We start from the raw sequence: 13782 nt of genomic DNA, 5'->3' as shown, positions 1-13782 counted from the left end.
GGCCCTCGCGAGTAGTTTGTCGCGATATTTTCGTTATTTTCAATTTACAGGACCCTTGCAATGCCAAGAGCGAATGAAATTAAAAAAGGTATGGTGCTGAATTTCAACGGCAAACTGCTGATTGTTAAAGATATTGATATTCAGTCACCGAGCGCCCGCGGCGCAGCAACTCTCTACAAAATGCGTTTTTCCGATGTCCGTACCGGGCTGAAAGTGGAAGAGCGTTTTAAAGGCGACGATATCGTTGATACCGTATCTCTGAACCGCCGTTTTGTTGACTTCTCTTATGTGGATGGCAACGAATACGTGTTTATGGATAAAGAAGATTACACGCCGTATACCTTCACCAAAGACCAGATTGAAGAAGAGTTGCAGTTTATTCCGGAAGGTGGCATGCCGGATATGCAGGTTCTGCTGTGGGATGGCCAGTTGCTAGCGCTGGAACTGCCGCAAACTGTTGACCTGGAAATTGTGGAAACGGCTCCGGGAATTAAAGGCGCCTCTGCCAGCTCCCGTACCAAGCCAGCGACATTGAACACCGGTCTGGTGGTGCAGGTGCCTGAATACCTGACGACGGGTGAGAAAATCCGCATTCATATCGAAGAGCGCCGCTATATGGGCCGCGCGGATTGATAGAAAAAAGCCTCCAGATGTGGAGGCTTTTTTTTGCCTGATGGCGCTTCGCTTATCAGAGCTACGAGGTTCGCGGATCTGATATACGGTTATAGTAGGTCGCGAAACAACGTTTTCTTCAGCGCCAGCTCAACACCGCGCACTTCTGCCATCCCTTTCAGGCGGCCAATCGCCGAATACCCTGGGTTCGTTTTCTTACGCAGATCGTCCAACATTTGGTGACCGTGATCCGGGCGGAATGGAATCGGACGCAAATCGCCCGCTTTCTTACGGCGCTGCTCTTCGGTCAGGATGGCGGCAACCACAGAAACCATATCGACATCGCCTTGCAGATGCGCGGCTTCGTGGAAAGTTTTCGGGTTATCTTCGCGGCACGTTGAACGCAGGTGCGTAAAGTGAATACGGTCGCCGAAAGTCTCAATCATGCGCACCAAATCGTTATCGGCACGCACGCCATAAGAACCGGTGCACATGGTGAAACCGTTATTAACGCTGTCCACCGCCTCTTTCAGCCACTGCATATCTTCAAGGGTAGAAACGATACGTGGCAGGCCAAGGATTGGACGCGGTGGATCATCCGGGTGTACCGCCAGGCGCACGCCCACTTCTTCGGCAACCGCCACAATGGCGCGCAGGAAATAGGCCATGTTCTCGCGCAGTTGCGCTTTGTCGATGCCATCATACTCCGCCAGACGCGCACGGAACTGATCCAGCGTGTAGCCCTCTTCCGCACCCGGCAGGCCAGCGATGATATTGCGCGTTAGCTTTTCAATTTCAGCCGCGCTCATGGCATTAAAATACGCCTGCGCTTGACGCTGCTCTTCTTCGCTGTAATCGGCTTGTGCGCCTTTGCGTTTCAGGATATGCAGCTCGAACGCCGCGAAAGCGATCTGGTCAAAACGCAGCGCTTTCGAGCCATCCGGCAGTTCATATTCAAGGTCGGTACGCGTCCAGTCGAGGATCGGCATAAAGTTGTAGCAGACGGTGTCGATGCCGCAGGTCGCCAGGTTGCGAATGCTTTGCTGGTAGTTGGCAATCCACGTTTCATACTGCCCGGAGTGGGTTTTAATCTCTTCATGAACCGGGATGCTTTCCACCACTGACCAGGTGAGCCCTTTTTCTGCCAGCAGCGCCTGGCGTGCTTTGATCTCCTCAACCGGCCAAACCTGACCGTTCGGAATGTGGTGCAGTGCGGTCACGACGCCTGTCGCGCCTGCCTGACGTACATCATCAAGAGATACCGGATCATTCGGTCCATACCAACGCCAGGTTTGTTCCATCGCTTTTTCCTCAAAAAAAGTTGTTATACCAATACAGATAATACATTGACGACTACCATACATGCTAATTATTGATGGTCAAATCCTGCCGCAACAATGATTGATCCAGCTCACATTCCCCGGATATTTACGGCATACCAATTCTTTTTGCTGTCATATAACTTTACACTGCATGTTGTTAATTATTGGTTAATCAGGTGTATAGAGATGAAAACAATTGCCTCCGTAACGCTTCCGGCAACGGTGCAACAACCTCAGTATGATCGCGCCCTTCTGCGTTCGCGAATTGTGCACTTCGGCTTTGGCGCATTCCATCGCGCGCATCAGGCGCTGTTGACCGATCGGGTGCTGAACGCGAAAGGCGGTGACTGGGGTATTTGTGAAATCAGCCTGTTCAGCGGCGATGTGCTGATGTCGCAATTACGCGAGCAAAATCACCTGTATACCGTGTTGGAAAAAGGCGCGAACGGTAACCAACCCATCATTATTGGCGCAGTCAACGAATGTTTGAACGCCAAACTCGATTCATTGCCCGCAATAATTGAAAAGTTCTGCGAACCGCAAGTGGCGATCGTTTCGCTGACCATCACCGAAAAGGGTTATTGCATTGATCCTGCCAGTGGCAAACTCGATCTGAACCAGCCGCGCATTGCCCACGATCTTCAGCACCCGCAAGAACCCCACTCTGCGCCGGGCATTTTGGTGGAAGCGCTGCATCGCCGCCGTGAACGCGGGTTGCCTCCCTTTACCGTGCTCTCCTGCGATAACATTCCGGACAACGGTCACGTGGTGAAAAACGCCGTGCTGGGCATGGCGCAAACGAGCTCCCCGGAATTGGCGCAGTGGATAGAAAAACACGTCAGCTTCCCGGCAACGATGGTGGATCGCATAGTGCCTGCGGCGACGCAAGAATCCCTTGAGGAAATTGGTGAGGTACTTGGTGTCTCTGACCCGTGTGCCATCAGCTGTGAGCCGTTTATTCAGTGGGTAATTGAAGACAATTTTGTCGCCGGGCGCCCGGAGTGGGAAGCCGCAGGCGCGCAACTGGTGCAGGATGTGCAGCCCTGGGAGCAGATGAAATTACGCATGCTCAACGGCAGCCACTCGTTTCTGGCGTATTTAGGGTATCTGGCTGGTTTTGCGCATATCAACGACTGCATGCAAGACGACGCGTTTCGCGAAGCCGCGCGCCGCCTGATGCTCGACGAGCAAGCGCCTACACTGCGCATCACCGGAGTCGATCTCACCGCCTATGCCGATAGCCTGATTGAGCGTTTCGCGAATCCGGCGCTGAAACACCGGACATGGCAAATCGCCATGGATGGCAGCCAGAAGCTTCCGCAGCGCATGTTGGAAGGGATTCGCGTGCATTTAGCGCGGGAAAGCCACTGGCCGCTGCTGGCGCTGGGCATTGCCGGCTGGATGCGTTATGTCAGCGGCGTCGACGATGCTGGCCAGCCGATTGATATCCGCGATCCGCTGGCGGATAAAATCCACGCCATTGTTGAAACCAGCAGCAGTGAAGAGCGCGTTACCGCCCTGCTGGCGCTGAAGGAAATTTTCGGCAACGACTTGCCGCTCAACCCGGCATTTGTTGATGCCGTCAGCGCGGCATGGCAAAGCATTGAGGCCAACGGCGCGCACGGTGCTGTAAAAAGTGCGCTGAACAATTAACAATTGCTGCGCTTAACGCGGGCGGTAAATGCTATGCACCGTCCGCCCCCTTCTCTTTTTCACCTTTTTTAGCCAGGATTGTGCGTTATTCTCATTATTAAGACGCCTGGAGTCCTTGTGACCAAAACCAACCTCATCACTGGCTTTCTCGGAAGCGGCAAAACCACCTCCATTTTGCATTTGCTGGCCAATAAAGATCCGCAGGAAAAATGGGCGGTGCTGGTCAATGAGTTTGGTGAAATCGGGATTGATGGCGCCTTGCTGGCCGACAGCGGCGCGCTGCTCAAAGAGATTCCCGGTGGCTGCATGTGCTGCGTGAATGGCCTGCCGATGCAGGTCGGCCTGAATACGTTGCTGCGCAAGGGCAAACCTGACCGCCTGTTGATTGAACCGACCGGGCTGGGCCATCCCAAACAGATCCTCGATATGCTTAACGCCGCGGTGTACGAACCGTGGATTGATCTGCGCGCGACGCTCTGCCTGCTCGATCCACGCCAGCTATTAGATGAAAAAGCCCTTACCAATGAAAATTTTCGCGACCAGCTGGCGGCAGCAGACATCATTGTCGCCAACAAGCAGGACCGCGCAACGGCGCAAAGCCAGCAGGCGCTGGAGAAATGGTGGGCCGAGTTTGGCGGCGATCGCCTGCAAGTGACCGCCACGCAGGGCGTAATTGATGGCGACCTGCTCGACCTTCCGCGCCGTAACATGCGCGAACTGCCCGCCAGCGCCGAACATTCTCATGCGCACGGTGAGAAAAAAGGGCTGGCTGCATTAAGTTTACCGGCGCACCAACGCTGGCGTCGTAACCTGAACAGCGGGCAAGGCCATCAAGCGTGCGGTTGGATTTTTGATGCCGATACGGTTTTTGACACTGTGGGTTTGCTGGAGTGGGCGCGACTTGCGCCGGTCGAGCGCGTGAAAGGGGTGATGCGGATTCCGGAAGGTTTGCTGCGCGTTAATCGCCAGGGGCAGGATTTGCATATCGAAACGCAAAACGTTGCGCCGCCGGATAGTCGAATCGAGCTAATCACCGCTTCGGAAGCGGACTGGAACACACTTCAGTCGGCTTTGTTGAAGCTTCGTTTAAGTGAGTAAGACTAACGTTGCGTTTGTGTAAATTTAAAATACCTTCGTGATGAAAACTCGATTACCGCTTATTTTGCTTTTTAATGCGCTGGGACTAGCTCTGTTTATGTCCTGGTACTTGCCCGTGAACCATGGTTTTTGGTTCCCGCTGGATTCGTCTATTTTCCACTTTTTCAACCACGGGCTGGTTGAAAGCCGCGTGTACCTGTGGTTTGTGGCGCTGACCAATAACCGTGCGTTCGACGCCTGTTCGCTGTTGGCCATGGGCTGTTTGATGTTGACATTTTGGATCCCGGCGGATCAAAGCGGCCGCCGCCGTGTGGTGGTGATTGGCCTGACCATGCTGTTGCTGGCGGTGGTGCTGAACCAGCTCGGCCAGCTTCTCATCCCGGTGAAGCGCGCCAGCCCGTCACTCTTCTTTACGGATATTTATCGCGTGAGCGACCTGCTTAACTTCCCGACGAAAGACGCGTCCAAAGACAGTTTTCCGGGCGATCACGGCATGATGTTGCTTATTTTTGCGACGGTGATGCTACGTTATTTCGGTAAAAAAGCGTTTAGCATTGCCCTGCTTATTTTTGTGGTCTTCGCCTTTCCGCGTGTGATGATTGGCGCACATTGGTTTACGGACATTGCAGTGGGTTCGTTATCTGTGGTGCTGATCGGTATGCCGTGGTGCCTGATGACGCCGTTAAGCGATAAAATTATCGGACTTTTTGATCGTCACCTGCCTCAAAAAAACAAAATTTGAACAACTTTCGAACATCAATTAACAATATTCATTAGGGATTATTTTCGATCCCTAATGAAAATTCCCGGCGTTTGCCTAATTTTGTCATTTTCCCGCCATCGCAATCGGTCTAAAAAAGAGCACTTTACGCGCTATTTTACTTAAATTGTTTATTTTTTGATCAAATCCATAAATTCGATTTCTGTATCACAATTTCTTATAAAAAATTGAATAAAAGCACTCGCCATGCATTAGATGTTCAGGTAACCTCGGTTCGTCTTGTCGCAAAGAGTGCTTTTATTCTCATTGCGCGTTACACAGTGCATTAATTTGTGGGTTCCTCCACAAATTCAGGCCCGAGTATTTGTCTTGATGCATACAGATAATTAATCTCGCTGCGTTGGCATTTTTTATAACGATATTATCGTTAAGGACTTCAAGGGAAAATAAGCAACATGGTCACGTCTCAGCCGATTTTGAGATATATCGTGCGGGCGATTCCCGCGATCGCAGTAGCGGTACTGCTTTCAGCTTGTTCAACGAATACCGCAAAGAATATGCATCCTGAGACGCATGCTGTGGGCGAAGAGACTTCTTCACTGCAAGCTTCTCAGGATGAATTTGAAAATCTGGTTCGTAATCTCGATGTTAAAAACCGAATTATGGATCAGTATGCCGACTGGAAAGGCGTGCGTTACCGCCTCGGCGGCGACACCAAAAAAGGCATCGATTGTTCCGGCTTTGTGCAGCGCACTTTCCGTGAACAGTTTGGTTTAGAACTGCCGCGTTCCACATGGGAACAGCAAGAAACCGGCAAGTCCATCTCGCGCACCAGTTTGCGTACGGGCGACCTGGTACTCTTTAAAGCGGGTTCTACCGGACGACATGTCGGCATTTATATTGGTAATAACCAATTCGTTCATGCCTCCACCAGCAGTGGTGTGATGATTTCAAACCTGGACGAGCCCTACTGGAAGAAGCGCTACAATGAAGCACGACGCATCCTGACACGCAGCTAATCACTTGATGCCGGTTACCCTTGGCGGGCATTAAGTTTAAAAACACTGCTCTGGCAGTGTTTTTTTATGCCTTCAATATGCTATACGAAGCTTTCCGGGTTATAGTCCTCAGGTATCTGACCGCTTCCCATGCGCTCCTCCATGAACATCTGAAATGGGCCCTGCAACATGTTCACCCGCACCGTTTCCTTTAACCGAAAGATTTTGCTGATAAGCCTTATTGCGGCTTTGCTTTCAGCATTGATGGTTGGCGGTGTGCAACTCTGGTTTGAGCAGAAAAGTCGTGAAGCCAAATACGATGCGCTGCTCAGCAATATCCAGGCTTCTTTTTCCAGCTACTTTAACGATATTCGCGCGACCGCCGAATCCTTGCAGCCGCTGACGTTAAACCCGTGTCGCGATGTCGCCAGTGAACTCACGTCGAAAGCCGCGTTCAGCATGAACGTGCGCGCATTTTTGCTGGTTAAAGATCAAAATGCATTTTGTTCTTCGGCCACCGGCGATATGAATGAGCCAATGAAAGATCTGGTGGCGGATATCGATTTAAATAAAACCACCGACATGGTGATTTTACCGGGCACGCCGATGATGCCGGATAATCCCGTGATTGCGCTGTGGTTTCGTAGCCCTTTGCTGGACAAACGTGGCGTATTCGCCACGCTGAATATCAATCTCACACCTTACATGTTCAGCGCTTCTCAACAACCCGACCTGACCGGCATTGCGCTGGGTATTGGCGATCGGGCGCTTGCCACGTTCGCCACGGGCACCATTGTGCTGAGCAATCTTGCACAACCCCCTTTTCTCACCGCGCATATTGAAGGCACGCCGGTCACTCTTTATCTCTACGCGCAAAAATGGCTGCCGGAAGATATTCAATTTGCCGTGCTGCTGGGTGCGACATTCGGCATGCTGGTCGGTTTGTTGACGACCTGGATGCTGTATACCCATTTGCGCCCCGGCAAAGAGATCCTGACCGGCATCAAGCGTGAACAATTTTATGTGGTGTATCAGCCCGTGGTTGATGCAGCCGAATTAAAAGTGACCGGCCTCGAAGTGCTGATGCGCTGGAAACACCCTACCGCCGGGGAAATTCCGCCCGATGCGTTTATTCACTTTGCCGAAGCCCAGCAACTGATTGTGCCGTTGACGCTGCATCTGTTTGAACTGATTGCCCGCGATGCGCCCGTCTTGCAAACGCTATTACCGGCAGGCACGAAGATGGGTGTGAATATCGCGCCGGGGCATTTACATGCGCCAAACTTTATGGACGATATCCGCCAGTTCTCCCAGTCCTTGCCGCCGCACCATTTCAGCCTCGTTTTTGAGATAACCGAACGGGACATGCTGCGTTATAAAGAAGTCAGCGAAGTCTTCCAGTGTTTGCATGACGAAGGGTATGAAGTCGCTATTGACGATTTTGGCACCGGGCACAGCGCGCTTATCTACCTTGAGCGTTTTACATTCGATTACCTGAAAATCGATCGTGGCTTTGTCAATGCCATTGGCACCGAAACGGTGACCTCGCCGGTGCTTGACGCGGTGCTGACGCTGGCGAAACGGCTGAATATGCTCACGGTGGCGGAAGGCGTTGAAACACCGGAACAAGCCAGATGGCTGCGGGAACATGGTGTGCACTATTTGCAGGGCTATTATTTTAGCCGCCCAATGACGCTGGAACAGTTCGTCGTCTGGCAACCGCCGCCTTTTGCCAGCCAGCTTTAGGCTGAAAAATTTCACAACCGGCCAGGCCTCCCTTATTATTCAACGTTAAGAGGTTAACGCGCCTGTCGCGTTGCGGGTCAAAGGGACACAGCGAATGAAGTTTGCGCGTATTTCAGCTCTATTACTGGCTTTTACCAGCCTGCTTTGCCATGCAGCACCGACCATCAAAGAAAGCGACTCATTTTCCGTGATTGGCGATCCTAAATACGCCGTCAATTTTACCCATTTCGATTACGTAAACCCCGCCGCACCGAAAGGTGGAAACGTCACACTTTCGATGATCGGCACCTTCGACAGCTTTAACCGCTTCGCGATGCGCGGTAATGCCGCAGTACGCACCGATGCACTCTATGACTCCCTGTTTACCACGTCCGACGATGAACCCGGCAGCTATTACCCGCTGGTCGCGGAAATGGCGCGCTATGCCGATGATTATTCGTGGATGGAGATCTCAATCAATCCCCGTGCGGTGTTTCATGACGGTTCCCCGATCCGCGCCAGCGATGTCGCCTTCACCTTTCACAAGTTTATGACCGAAGGCGTGCCGCAATTTCGCCTTTATTATAAAGGCTCGACGGTTAAAGCGATTTCACCGTTAACTGTGCGCATCGATTTGGCGACGCCCGGCAAAGAAAATATGCTCAGCCTGCTTACGCTGCCGGTCATGCCAGAGAAGTTCTGGAAGGATCACAAGCTCAGCGATCCGCTTGGGCGACCGCCGCTCAGCAGCGGGCCGTATCGCATCAGCACCTGGCGGATGGGGCAATATGTTGCCTATACCCGCGTGCGTAATTACTGGGCCGCCAACCTGCCGGTCAATCGTGGCCGCTGGAACTTCGACAACATTCGCTACGACTACTACCTCGACGACAATGTGGCGTTCGAAGCGTTCAAAGCGGGCGCTTACGATATGCGCAGCGAAGGCGATGCGAAAAACTGGGCGACACGGTATATCGGCACCAACTTCAGCAAGGGGTATATCGTGAAAGACGAGCAACCGAATACCTCAGCGCAGGACACCCGCTGGCTGGCATTCAACATTCAGCGCCCGGTGTTTAGCGATCGCCGCGTCCGTGAAGCCGTCTCGCTGGCGTTCGATTTTGAGTGGATGAACAAAGCCCTGTTTTACGGGGCGTACAGCCGGGCGAACAGCTATTTCCAGAATACCGAATACGCGGCGCGCAATTATCCCGATGCCGATGAACTGACGCTGCTGGCCCCGCTAAAATCGCAAGTGCCGCCGGAAGTGTTCACCTCCATTTATTCCCCAGCCAAATCAAAAGGCGACGGTTATGACCGCGATAACCTTTTGCGGGCCGATAAATTGCTGACAGAAGCCGCCTGGGTGCTGAAGAACCAACAGCGCGTCAATGCCAAAACTGGCAAACCTTTCATGTTTGAACTGCTGCTGCCATCAGGCGGCAACACGCAATGGGTGCTGCCGTTTCAGCACAATCTCGCCCGTTTAGGCATCAGCATGGAGATTCGCCAGGTTGATAATTCGCAGGCGACGAACCGCATGCGCAGCCGCGATTACGATATGATGCCGCGCCTGTGGCGGGCGCAGCCGTGGCCGAGCGGGGATTTGCAAATCGCCTGGAGTTCGCAGTATATCGACTCTTCATATAATTCCCCCGGCGTGCAAAACCCGGCGATTGATAACCTGATTGAGCAAATTAACCGCTGGCAGGGAAATAAAGAGAAATTATTGCCGCTCGGGCGCGCGCTGGACCGCGTGCTGACATGGAACTATTACATGCTGCCAATGTGGTTTATGGCCGCCGATCGCGTCGCTTATTGGGATAAGTTTTCCATGCCCGGCATTCGCCCTGTCTACTCGCTTGGGTTTGATACCTGGTGGTATGACGTAAACAAGGCGGCAAAACTGCCCGCCGACAGACGTTAAGGAGACGAGATGGGCGCGTATCTTATTCGCCGGTTATTGCTGATCATTCCTACGATCTGGGCAATCATCACCATCAACTTTTTTATTGTGCAAATCGCCCCCGGCGGCCCGGTCGATCAGGCTATCGCCGCGATTGAGTTCGGCGATCAAAGCAACCTTCCCGGCAGCGGCGGGGGCGGAATGGGCGCGACGCATGCGCGCACTGGCGTCGGTGACGCGCTGAGCAATCAAAGCCATTATCGCGGCGGGCGTGGGCTCGATCCGCAAGTCATTGAAGAGATTAAACAGCGCTATGGTTTTGATAAACCGATGTATCAGCGCTATTTCACCATGCTGTGGGACTATGTGCGCTTTGACTTTGGCGACAGCCTGTTTCGCAGCGCCTCGGTATTGCAGCTCATCAAAGACAGCCTGCCGGTATCCATCACCATCGGCCTGTGGGGCACGCTGATTATCTATCTGGTATCGATCCCGCTCGGTATTCGTAAAGCGGTTTATAACGGCAGTCGTTTTGATGTCTGGAGTAGCGCGCTGATTATTGTCGGCTACGCCATTCCGCCGTTTTTGTTCGCCATTCTGCTGATTATCTTTTTCGCGGGCGGCAGTTATTACGACTTCTTCCCGCTGCGTGGGCTGGTGTCGACTAATTTCGACACGCTACCGTGGTACAAACAAATCACCGATTATTTGTGGCATATCGCGCTACCGGTGCTGGCGACGGTGATTGGCGGCTTTGCGGCGCTGACCATGCTGACCAAAAACTCGTTTCTGGATGAGATCCGCAAACAATACGTGGTCACCGCCCGCGCCAAAGGGGTGAGCGAGCGCAATATTATGCGCAAGCATGTGTTCCGTAACGCCATGTTACTGGTGATTGCCGGGTTTCCGGCGACATTTATCAGCATGTTTTTCACCGGCTCGCTGCTGATTGAAGTGATTTTCTCCCTTAATGGCCTCGGCCTGTTGGGCTATGAATCTACCGTTTCGCGCGATTACCCGGTGATGTTTGGCACGCTCTATATTTTCTCTCTGATCGGCCTGCTGCTGAATATCCTCAGTGATGTCAGCTATACGCTGGTGGATCCGCGTATCGATTTCGAGGGGCGCTGATGTTTCAACTAAGCTACGTCAACCAGGCCCGCTGGGCGCGTTTTCGCCATAACCGTCGGGGTTACTGGTCTTTGTGGATTTTTTTGCTGATTTTTATTGTTAGCCTGTTTGCGGAGCTGGTCGCCAATGATAAGCCCCTGCTGGTGCGTTACCAGGGCGAGTGGTATGCACCGGTTTTCAAGGATTACAGCGAAAGCGACTTCGGCGGGCCGCTCGCCACGCCTGCTGATTACCAGGACCCATGGCTGCAAAAACAGCTTAGCGAACATGGTTGGGCATTGTGGGCGCCGGTGCGTTTCGGCGCGCGCAGTATTAATTACGCCACCACACAACCTTTCCCCTCCCCGCCTTCGGCGCAAAACTGGCTCGGCACCGATGCCAACGGCGGCGATGTGCTGGCGCGGATTCTTTATGGCACACGCATCTCTTTGCTGTTCGGCCTGATGCTGACGATTTTATCCAGCGTGATTGGCATTCTGGCGGGGGCGATACAAGGTTATTACGGCGGGAAAATCGATCTGCTGGGGCAGCGCTTCATTGAAGTCTGGTCCGGCTTACCGACGTTGTTTTTGATAATCCTGCTTTCCAGCGTAATTCAACCTGATTTCTGGTGGCTGTTGGGCATTACCGTGCTCTTTGGCTGGATGACGCTGGTCAGCGTGGTGCGCGCTGAGTTTCTACGCACGCGAAATTTCGACTATATCCGCGCCGCTCAGGCAATGGGCGTTAGCGATCGCGGCATTATGCTGCGCCATATGTTGCCGAACGCCATGGTGGCAACGCTGACGTTTTTGCCTTTTATTCTTAGCGGTTCGGTGGGCACATTGACCTCACTGGATTTTCTCGGCTTCGGTTTGCCGCTTGGCTCCCCTTCCCTTGGCGAATTGCTATTGCAAGGGAAAAACAATCTCCAGGCGCCGTGGCTGGGTATCGCTGCGTTTCTCTCCACCGCCCTGCTGCTCTCGTTGCTGATTTTTATCGGCGAAGCCGTGCGCGACGCGTTTGACCCTAATAAGGCGGTGTAAGATGACTTCTCCCCTGCTTACCGTTGATTCATTAACCATCGCGTTTCGCCAGCAAAACACCGTGCGCACAGTGGTCAAGGATTTATCGCTGCGCGTGGAAGCCGGTGAAACCCTGGCGCTGGTCGGTGAATCCGGCTCCGGCAAAAGCGTCAGCGCGCTATCTATTCTGCGTTTGCTGCCCTCGCCGCCGGTGGAGTATCCGTCGGGTGATATTCTGTTTCACGGCGAATCCTTGCTGCATGCCAATGAAAGAACCCTGCGCGGCGTGCGCGGCAATAAAATCGCCATGATTTTTCAGGAGCCGATGATCTCCCTAAACCCGCTGCATACGCTGGAAAAACAACTTTATGAAGTGCTCTCGCTGCACCGTGGCATGCGTAGGGAAGCAGCGCGAGCGGAAATTCTCAATTGCCTTGACCGTGTGGGTATTCGTAACGCCCGCAACCGGCTGGCGGATTTCCCGCATCAGCTTTCCGGCGGCGAACGCCAGCGCGTAATGATTGCGATGGCCTTGCTGACGCGCCCGGAGCTGCTGATTGCGGACGAACCCACGACCGCGCTGGATGTTTCGGTGCAGGCGCAAATCCTCACCCTGCTGCGTGAATTACGCGATGAGCTGAATATGGGGTTGCTGTTTATCACCCATGATTTGAGCATCGTGCGCAAGCTGGCCGACAATGTGGCGGTGATGCAAAACGGCCTGTGCGTGGAGCAAAACAGTGCTCAGGCGCTGTTTTGCGCGCCGACTCATCCTTACACGCAAAAGCTGCTTAACAGCGAACCGCACGGCGAACCCGTTTCGCTGCCAGCCGATGCGAAGCCACTGTTGCAGGTGGAAAACCTCGGCATCAGCTTCCCGGTGCGTAAAGGGATTTTCAAACGCGTCGTCGAGCATAATCCGGTGGTAAAAAGCATCAGCTTTACGCTGCGCCCAGGGGAAACGCTAGGATTGGTGGGCGAATCCGGTTCCGGTAAAAGCACCACCGGGCTGGCTCTGCTGCGCCTGATACATTCACAAGGCACGATTTTGTTTGACGGCAAACCGCTGCATTTATGGAACCGTAAGCAGATGTTGCCGGTGCGCCATCGCATTCAGGTGGTGTTCCAGGATCCGAACTCGGCGTTAAACCCACGGCTGAATGTGCAGCAAATCATCGAAGAAGGGTTGCGAGTGCACCACCCTGAGTTGTCGCGCGAGGATCGCGAACAGCGGGTGATTGAAGTCATGCAGGAAGTGGGGCTGGATGCCGAAACGCGGCGGCGTTTTCCGGGTGAGTTTTCCGGTGGTCAACGCCAGCGTATTGCTATCGCCCGCGCGCTGATCCTCAAACCTGAACTGATCATTCTCGACGAGCCAACCTCATCGCTGGATCGCACCGTGCAATCGCAAATCCTCGCGCTGTTGAAGTCCCTTCAGCAAACGCACCGGCTGGCGTACATCTTTATCAGCCACGATTTACACGTGGTGCGCACGTTGTGCCATCAGGTGATTGTGCTGAAACAGGGCGAAGTGATTGAGCAGGGAGAGTGTCGGCGCGTGTTTGACGAGCCTCAGCAAGCGTATACACGCCAGCTTCTGGCGCTAAGCTGA

Annotated in this window: 11 protein-coding genes; 10 read left to right on the top strand and 1 reads right to left on the bottom strand. The window is 53.4% G+C overall.

Annotation, left to right across the window (positions count from 1 at the left end; genetic code table 11):
• Positions 1-60 precede the first annotated feature (60 nt).
• Positions 61-633 (top strand): elongation factor P-like protein YeiP, encoded by a 573-nt coding sequence (yeiP, locus tag AAEY27_RS07705; RefSeq protein ID WP_342324384.1) that lies wholly within the window; start codon positions 61-63, stop codon positions 631-633.
• 89 nt (positions 634-722) lie between these two features.
• On the opposite strand, the gene uxuA is transcribed toward yeiP, so the two are convergent.
• A complete protein-coding gene (uxuA, locus tag AAEY27_RS07700; protein WP_342324382.1) occupies positions 723-1913 on the bottom strand; it encodes a mannonate dehydratase in 1191 nt (396 codons plus the stop codon).
• A gap of 207 nt (positions 1914-2120) precedes the next feature.
• Here uxuA and AAEY27_RS07695 point away from each other — a divergent pair, with 207 nt between their 5' ends.
• The 9 genes from AAEY27_RS07695 (at position 2121) to yejF (ending at position 13782) form a co-directional block, all read left to right on the top strand.
• Positions 2121-3587 carry a mannitol dehydrogenase family protein gene (locus tag AAEY27_RS07695; RefSeq protein WP_342324380.1) on the top strand — a complete coding sequence of 489 codons (1467 nt, stop codon included), beginning with the start codon at positions 2121-2123 and terminating at the stop codon, positions 3585-3587.
• A gap of 117 nt (positions 3588-3704) precedes the next feature.
• Entirely contained in the window at positions 3705-4685 is a 981-nt protein-coding gene (locus tag AAEY27_RS07690; protein ID WP_342324378.1) for a CobW family GTP-binding protein, read from the top strand.
• Between the two features lie 40 nt (positions 4686-4725).
• Entirely contained in the window at positions 4726-5427 is a 702-nt protein-coding gene (locus AAEY27_RS07685; RefSeq protein WP_342324376.1) for a phosphatase PAP2 family protein, read from the top strand.
• Between the two features lie 434 nt (positions 5428-5861).
• Positions 5862-6425, top strand: a complete 564-nt coding sequence (mepS, locus tag AAEY27_RS07680) for a bifunctional murein DD-endopeptidase/murein LD-carboxypeptidase (RefSeq protein WP_342324374.1) — start codon at positions 5862-5864, stop codon at positions 6423-6425.
• A 168-nt stretch (positions 6426-6593) separates the two neighbouring features.
• Positions 6594-8150, top strand: coding sequence for a cyclic di-GMP phosphodiesterase (locus tag AAEY27_RS07675; protein WP_342324372.1), 1557 nt, complete (start codon positions 6594-6596; stop codon positions 8148-8150).
• Positions 8151-8244: 94 nt separating this feature from the next.
• Positions 8245-10056 (top strand): extracellular solute-binding protein, encoded by a 1812-nt coding sequence (locus AAEY27_RS07670; protein WP_342324371.1) that lies wholly within the window; start codon positions 8245-8247, stop codon positions 10054-10056.
• Positions 10057-10065: 9 nt separating this feature from the next.
• Positions 10066-11166, top strand: coding sequence for a microcin C ABC transporter permease YejB (locus AAEY27_RS07665; protein ID WP_342324370.1), 1101 nt, complete (start codon positions 10066-10068; stop codon positions 11164-11166).
• Entirely contained in the window at positions 11166-12191 is a 1026-nt protein-coding gene (locus AAEY27_RS07660) for a microcin C ABC transporter permease (RefSeq protein ID WP_342324369.1), read from the top strand. The genes AAEY27_RS07665 and AAEY27_RS07660 overlap by 1 nt, the downstream gene beginning before the upstream one ends.
• A 1-nt stretch (position 12192) precedes the next feature.
• Positions 12193-13782, top strand: coding sequence for a microcin C ABC transporter ATP-binding protein YejF (gene yejF / locus AAEY27_RS07655; protein WP_342324368.1), 1590 nt, complete (start codon positions 12193-12195; stop codon positions 13780-13782).

Source organism: Kosakonia sp. BYX6 (assembly GCF_038449125.1).
GTDB lineage: Bacteria > Pseudomonadota > Gammaproteobacteria > Enterobacterales > Enterobacteriaceae > Kosakonia > Kosakonia calanthes.
This window is presented reverse-complemented; position numbering and strand designations above follow the sequence as displayed.

Coding starts and splice junctions, on each gene's coding strand:
- yeiP (WP_342324384.1), top strand. CDS start 61: ATGCCAAGAGCGAATGAAATTAAAAAAGGTATGGTGCTGAATTTCAAC.
- uxuA (WP_342324382.1), bottom strand. CDS start 1,913: ATGGAACAAACCTGGCGTTGGTATGGACCGAATGATCCGGTATCTCTT.
- AAEY27_RS07695 (WP_342324380.1), top strand. CDS start 2,121: ATGAAAACAATTGCCTCCGTAACGCTTCCGGCAACGGTGCAACAACCT.
- AAEY27_RS07685 (WP_342324376.1), top strand. CDS start 4,726: ATGAAAACTCGATTACCGCTTATTTTGCTTTTTAATGCGCTGGGACTA.
- mepS (WP_342324374.1), top strand. CDS start 5,862: ATGGTCACGTCTCAGCCGATTTTGAGATATATCGTGCGGGCGATTCCC.
- AAEY27_RS07675 (WP_342324372.1), top strand. CDS start 6,594: ATGTTCACCCGCACCGTTTCCTTTAACCGAAAGATTTTGCTGATAAGC.
- AAEY27_RS07670 (WP_342324371.1), top strand. CDS start 8,245: ATGAAGTTTGCGCGTATTTCAGCTCTATTACTGGCTTTTACCAGCCTG.
- AAEY27_RS07665 (WP_342324370.1), top strand. CDS start 10,066: ATGGGCGCGTATCTTATTCGCCGGTTATTGCTGATCATTCCTACGATC.
- AAEY27_RS07660 (WP_342324369.1), top strand. CDS start 11,166: ATGTTTCAACTAAGCTACGTCAACCAGGCCCGCTGGGCGCGTTTTCGC.
- yejF (WP_342324368.1), top strand. CDS start 12,193: ATGACTTCTCCCCTGCTTACCGTTGATTCATTAACCATCGCGTTTCGC.